Origin of the sequence: Caldisericum sp. (assembly GCA_022759145.1) — a bacterium.
Taxonomy (GTDB): Bacteria; Caldisericota; Caldisericia; order Caldisericales; family Caldisericaceae; genus Caldisericum.
Map to the genome: position 1 here is coordinate 1 of JAEMPV010000135.1, position 6975 is coordinate 6975.

Genomic DNA, 6975 nt, shown 5'->3' on the forward strand with positions numbered 1-6975 from the left:
GCCTGCATAAAATTATTTAAGGAAGACGGGTTCAAGTTCGAGGAGTAATTTATAATTTTTAACTCCGTATACTACTTGCTATTTCCTCTTGTCCTCTATCTCACACACAGGGCAGAGTTTTCCTCTACCTGAAAAATACGCTCCACACTTTGCACATTTTTTGTAACCGAGTTTTTCCATTTTCTTTTCTGCAATCCTATAAGCAATAAGCACCTTTCGATAAGATTCCTTAAGGCTGTTATCACCTTTAAATTTTGAAACAATAGTATCAATCCACTGAAAGTCTTTTTCGTCTAATTCTACTTCAATATCTTCTGAAACATTTTTTACTATGTTTTTCCTTACCTTTAATTTGCTATCCCATAATGGTATGAGAGTAAACCTCAAGTGTTTAACGGGTGTGTCCTCACCACCTTTTTCCTTAATAATATTTATGAGTTCATTTTTCATTCCCTCTAGTTCTCTTTTGAATAGAGGTGAAGTAACACCTATAAGAAGAGTCCCATCCTCATATTTCAAGGGGCGTGTGTATTTTGCTAACTGTTCCCCCACAATATCATCCCATTTTACTACAGGATAAAAGCCTTTGATTTTCTTAAGAAGCCCTCTTTTTTCTAAGAATTCATCAATTCCATTCCTAATTGTTCTCATCTCTTTCGTTCTCTAAGTTTATGATTTTAGAATCCTGCAACACACTTTTTGAGACATCGTCAAGGCTCACTGCCGTTAGAATTACCTGGTTATCTTTAATGTAGTTTAAAATTTTTTCCCGTTTAACTTCGTCAAGGTGTGAAAAGAAGTCATCAAGAAGAAGTATCGGCACAATCCCCTTGTACTTTATAATAAGTTCGCTTTCGATAAGTTTAAGTATGAATCCGATGCTATAAGATTCACCTAAGGAGGCAAATTCTCTCATATTAATCCCATCGTCAAAAATCTCAATCTCGTCAAGGTGGACACCGTAAAGTGTTCGTTTTTTACTTATTTCATCCGTAATTGATTCAGTATCGAGCAACTTTTCTAATTTTGATGGTCGATAAACAAGCGATAGGTCTGTTTTCTTTCCGAAAATAATGGAGAAAATATCCTTAATCCTTTCGTTGAAATCGTTTATTATTTTTTCACGCTTTTCCCTAATTTTTCTTCCATAATCATAAAGTTCCTGAGAGAGAAAAATCAATAGGTCCATCGTGAAATTGCCGTTTTTTAAATATTCATTCCTTCTTTCAAGAAAAGAGTAATATCTCAGTAAGTTTTTATAATAATCCTCGTCTGTAAATGTGAGGACATGGTTTATAAAGTCTCTTCGCTTAGATGGCCCCTCTTTTACAAGTTCAACAAGGGCATAGTCCGTAACAATAACAGGAAATTTACCTACAATTTCCGAAAGCGTTTTTATCTTTCTCTTATTCTCATGAAATACTTTTTTGTCTTTACTAAAGAGAACAGAAACAGTATGAACTGCATCCGAATCCGAATTAGACTCTGAGCGAAAAACACCTTCCACAAAAAAATAGTCATTATTTACATTAACACAATTTTGAAGTGCATTTGTAACAAAACTTTTCCCGGTAGAAAGTAAATATATGCCTTCAAGTATCGTTGTCTTACCGCTTCCGTTTTTCCCAACAACTATATTAAAATGATTATCAAACTCAAACTTGTTATCCTTAAATCTTCTGAAGTTTTGTAAAGTGAGGTTTTCAATAATCATTCAAGTGGTTTCTGAGGCATAATAACATAAAGGTAGTCTGAAGACTCTGTGCCCTTAATTAAAACAGGATGGAGAGGCCCTTGAATACCAAAATATACCATATCGTCCTTTACATGTTCGATACCATCGATAATCTTTTCCGCATAGAATTGAAGTGATACCTCTGCGTTCGTCTCACAAGGTATAACTTTCTTTCCTTGTCCAATATCTGATGAACTTGATTCTATCGTAACATTTCCGTGAGAGAAAGTAAATACGATACGCCCTGTTCCTTTTCTTGCAAATACACCAATAATATCGAGTGCATCCATAAGCGCACCCTTTGCAACCTTACCATAAAACTCCGCTTCCTCCGGAATAACGCTTTCATACTGAGGGAACTGCCCGTTTATCAAAAGACTTATGAGAGATAAATTAGGAAGCGAAAACTTTATATTTGATTCAGTAACTTCAACCTCAAGTGGTGTCTCATCATCATAAGAGAGGTGCATAAGGATATCAAGTGCTTTCCATGGAACTATAAAACTTGTTTTCGGAAGGCCTGCCTCGTTAATTCTGTTTAATGCAAGCGCAGTACTATCAGTTGCAACAAGGTTTACATAATCATCCTTTATATCAAAGTAGACGCCTTTAAATTCTCGCCTGCTTTCTTCTTTCTTGGCTGCAGCAAAAATTGTATTCTCAATAAGTTCTTTAAGTTTGCCGAATTGGAGGGTGAATTTTAATTCAGAAGAAACTTCAGGGATAATAGCAAATGCCTCAGGGTTAAATGTGTGAAGAGTAAATTCACCACTATCTTCTTTAATTAACGCCTTCTTTTCTTTAATATCAAGTTCAACATATTCGCCTTTAAATTTTGGCATTATATCCCTTAAAATATCGTATGGGAGGATTGTGCTTGTTTCAATTCCTGTTTCTAAAATTTCAACATCCATAGAGTATTCCATTGCCTGTTCTAAATTTGTCGTTGTAAAAGTTAGTTTATCATTTACCTTTAATAAAATGTTTTCGAGAACTAAATCCACTGCCTTACCTGAGATAACTTTTCCTACATTACTCACTGCTTTTGTAAGTTCACTTGTTTTTGCTCTTATCCTCATAATCCACCTCTCTTATTATTATTAAATATTTTAAAAGATATAAAGGATCATAATAATCGTAATAATACCTGTGCATACTGTTGAAAGTGCCTATAAAGTTAGTATTATTAAAGAGTTCTTTGTGTGTATATTCCTGTTGAAAACTTTTTAATCTTTCCACTTTTCCACAACTCTCCTTTCACTCCACAAATTATCCACAATTATCCACAGACTTTTCCACATTTTACACATATATCCACACCTTATCCCTTTAGCCTGTTAATAATTTCGTCTATGAGCGCACGCATTGTTTCGGTCTTTTTTGCTTCTTCTTTTATCTTTGCATAGGCGTGCATAACAGTCGTATGGTCTCTTCCACCAAAGGCTTCGCCAATCTGAGGAAGCGAGAGGTCTGTAAATTCTCTTGTAAGGTACATAGCAATTTGTCTTGGGAGGACGATGTTCTGTGTTCTTCTTTTGTCGGATAAACTTTCCACATCCACACTAAAATACTCTGCAACAACCTTCTTTATGCGGTCAACAGTAATCGGTTCTGCCGCCTGTTTTATTATGTCGGATAATGCCTCTTTTGCAAATTCCACAGTTATGTTTTCGTTGAGAAGTGATGCCTTTGCAACAAGCCTTATAAGTGCGCCCTCAAGCTCACGAATATTTGAGTATATGTTGTTTGCTATATAGGAAAGCACCTCATCTGAAATGGTTATGTTTTCTCTTTGAGCCTTTTTCTTGAGTATGGCAACCCTTGTTTCAAAATCAGGCGGCTGGATATCGGTTATAAGTCCCCATTCAAATCTCGAACGCAATCGCTCCTCAAGAGTGGAAAGTTCTTTTGGCGAAACATCTGAGGTTATTACAATCTGTTTTCCTGCATTGTGGAGTTCGTTAAATGTGTGGAAAAACTCTTCCTGCGTTCGCTCTTTTCCTGCAAGAAACTGGATATCATCAATAAGAAGGACATCAGTAGTCCTGTATTTTTTATGGAACCTATCAATAAGGTCACTATTACTTTGCGCATTCTGAATTGCAAATATTACCTCATTGGTGAATTTCTCTGCTGTCGTATAAACTATTTTAATATCCTTAAAATTTTTTATAAGTTCGTGTCCTATTGCATGAAGAAGGTGTGTTTTCCCAAGCCCTACTTTTCCATAAATGTATAGAGGGTTATAAACCTTGCCAGGGTTTGCAGAAATTGCCCTTGCTGCAGCGTATGCAAGTTTGTTCCCCGATCCTACAACAAACTCTTCAAAGGTGTAGTCTTTATGAAGGGTTATGTCATTTACGATAACAACAGGTGGAGTTTTTGGCTTTTTCTCTTCGACGATTATGTTTATCGAAATATCTCTTCCTACGACCTCTTTTATGGTTGTATTTACAAGGCTTGCGTACTTTGTTTCAAGCATCTCTTTTACAAAATTGGATGGAACCTTAAGGACAATCTCGCTGTCGCTTTCAGAAACAAATTCAACAGGCCTTATCCAGGTTTCAAAAGCAGGCACACTCAAAGTTTCTTTTAGTTGTTCTAAAACTTTTTCCCAGGTATTCATACAAATCTATTATATGAAAGTTTTCCACATTCCAAAATTAAAAAGTGAGTGCTAAAGTAATAATTTAAAAATAGCAAAATATAGAAAATTTTTCTTTAAAGGAAGTTTAATGTATAATTTAAACGATTATTTTTGTTACAAAGTGTAGCAAGCGAAAGGAGGCAGTTATGGATTTTTCTATCTTTATAGGTGGACAGGCTGGCGAAGGCATCAAGCGAGGCTCGATGCTTATAGGCAAGGTCTTCAATAGGTATGGCTATCATGTGTTTATTATGAACGATTACGGCTCTCTTATAAGGGGTGGAACTGATTACACGGAGATAAGGGTTTCTTCTAAGGAAATTCACACTTCCTACAACAGGTTTGACTATATGTTTGCCTTCCATATGGATGTTTTTGAGAAGTACAAGGGCATGGCAAAAGAAAATTGTTTTACATTAACTTCAAACGATTTTCCCTATGACGACATAATAAAGGAAGCGCAAGCAGAGCCTTTTATGAAGCCTTCGATTGTGCTTGGTGTTCTCTCGTATATTCTTCACATCCCGGAAAATTTTGTGGAGGATGTAATTGAAGATGACCTTAAGAAAAATGCACCTCAAAACATTGAACTTTTTAGAGTTGGCTATAAACTTGCAGAAGAAAAAGGATTTAAATTAATCCACCTTTTAAAGGGAGATAAAACTCCAAAGCCACTCCTATATGGAAACGATGCAATTGGTCTTGGTGCAGTAAGGGCAGGGTTAAAAGTTTACGCAGCGTATCCCATAACTCCATCAACAACGCTTCTTGAATTTCTTGCAAAAAATGCCGATAGGCTTGGTATTGTTGCACTTCAACTTGAAGATGAGATTGCTGCAATAAACCTTGCAATTGGAAGTGCCTATGCAGGCGTGCCGTCAATGGTTGGAACATCTGGCGCTGGGCTTGACCTTATGGGAGAAACGATAAGCCTTGCAGGTGCAACAGAAACACCAATTGTTATCCTTGATGTGATGAGGGTGGGTCCTTCAACTGGCGCACCAACCTATACAGAGCAAAGTGATTTGAACCTTGCCTTGAATATAGGGCATGGTGAGTTTCCTCGCATTGTGCTTGCACCTGGCGATGTTGAGGAAGCATTTGAAGTTAGTGCGAAAGCGTTACAATTTGCATGGTGGTATCAAACGCCAGTTATAATCCTTTCAGATAAGCACATTTCAGAAAGTGCAAGAACAACAGACCTGCCGTTTTCAAATAATTATCCAATGATGGTAAAAACTTATGACAAAGAACTCGATGGAACATATCACAGATATAAGATTACGCCTGATGGGATTTCCCCTTATGCTCCACCTTCAACGCCTGATGTAGTTGTGCATGTAAATTCAACTGAGCATACAGAAGAGGGTTATTCCTCAAGCCTTCCTGAAACACTAACAAAAATGAAAGAGAAGCGCCTCAGAAAAATGAAAACAATTGAAGACGACTTCAAACTTATGCGCTTTATAAATGTATTTGGAGAAGGCTCGGTTGCAGTTGTTTCATTTGGGTCGCCTAAGGGTGCGATACTTGAAGCAATAGAGAACCTGGGGATTAAATTTGTCCAGGTTGTTTCCCTTGAGCCTTTCCCAACAGATGCAGTATTAGAGGAACTTAAAGGCGTAAATAAGATAATCTCAGTTGAGCAAAATTCCTTTGGGCAGTTTGCCGACCTCTTTGAAAGAAAAACAGGGTTAAAGATTGATAAGAGAATTTTGAAATACGATGGGCGTCCGTTTAGCCCCTGGGCTTTGAGAAGTATGTTTGAGGAGGTGTTAAAATGAACCTTGCAACTGATAGGAAAATACAGTGGTGTCCTGGGTGTGGAAATTTCGGAATATACAATGCGCTTAAAAGTGTTTTAGAAAAAGCAATTGATGAAAAGAGAGTTAAACAAGAGAATATCGTTCTTGTTTCCGGGATTGGTTGTTATGGGTATATCACAAACTACTACCATTTAAATTCGTTTCACACAATACACGGGCGTGTCCCCCCGCTCTTAACAGGTATAAAACTTGCAAATCCCGAGCTAATACCAATTGGTTTTGTTGGGGATGGCGATGCGTTTGCTGAAGGGATGTCACACACAATTCACATTGCAAGGAGAAACTCTAATGCGAAACTCATTCTTCACAATAACTCTGTATATGGTCTTACCACAGGACAATTTACGCCCACATCTCCAAAAGGGTTCAAAAGCAAGTCAACACCATTTGGAAATCCTGAAAATCCTATAAGCCCTGTAACACTTATGCTCGTATCACAGGCAACATTTGTTGCAAGAGGATTCTCGGGCGATATTAAGCACCTTCAGTACATTTTTGAGGAGATGTTAAAGCATAGGGGGTTTGCCTTTGTTGAGGTATTACAACCTTGTGTTACATTTAACAACACATACCAATTCTATAAAGAGCGTGTTTATAAATTAGAAGAAACTGATTACAAGCCTGATAATTTTAATATAGCACTTCAAAAGTCACTTGAGTGGGGCGAAAAAATTCCAATTGGTATTTTCTACAAGAGCGAACTTCCAACATATGAAGACCTTGTGTTGAGAGGATTGGACTTGTTCTACGATAGAAGTGTGAGAGAC

General features: G+C 37.1%; 6 protein-coding genes. 2 read left to right on the forward strand and 4 right to left on the reverse strand.

All coding sequences use genetic code 11. From position 1 onward, the window contains the following. Positions 1–78 precede the first annotated feature (78 nt). The 4 genes from JHC30_07425 to dnaA form a co-directional block, all read right to left on the reverse strand. Positions 79–651, reverse strand: a complete 573-nt coding sequence (locus JHC30_07425) for a DUF721 domain-containing protein (GenBank protein MCI4463977.1) — start codon at positions 649–651, stop codon at positions 79–81. Then, entirely contained in the window at positions 638–1714 is a 1077-nt protein-coding gene (locus tag JHC30_07430) for a DNA replication/repair protein RecF (protein ID MCI4463978.1), read from the reverse strand. The genes JHC30_07425 and JHC30_07430 overlap by 14 nt, the downstream gene beginning before the upstream one ends. Then, positions 1711–2814 carry a DNA polymerase III subunit beta gene (gene dnaN / locus JHC30_07435; protein ID MCI4463979.1) on the reverse strand — a complete coding sequence of 368 codons (1104 nt, stop codon included), beginning with the start codon at positions 2812–2814 and terminating at the stop codon, positions 1711–1713. Before dnaN ends, JHC30_07430 begins: the two co-directional genes overlap by 4 nt. Positions 2815–3056: 242 nt before the next feature. Further along, complete coding sequence (gene dnaA / locus JHC30_07440; GenBank protein MCI4463980.1) at positions 3057–4361, reverse strand: chromosomal replication initiator protein DnaA; 1305 nt, start codon at positions 4359–4361, stop codon at positions 3057–3059. A 167-nt stretch (positions 4362–4528) separates the two neighbouring features. Here dnaA and JHC30_07445 point away from each other — a divergent pair, with 167 nt between their 5' ends. Continuing rightward, positions 4529–6166, forward strand: a complete 1638-nt coding sequence (locus JHC30_07445) for a 2-oxoacid:acceptor oxidoreductase subunit alpha (GenBank protein ID MCI4463981.1) — start codon at positions 4529–4531, stop codon at positions 6164–6166. Further along, a partial coding sequence (locus JHC30_07450) for a 2-oxoacid:ferredoxin oxidoreductase subunit beta (protein ID MCI4463982.1) occupies positions 6163–6975 on the forward strand: 813 nt, incomplete at its 3' end. The genes JHC30_07445 and JHC30_07450, both read left to right, overlap by 4 nt.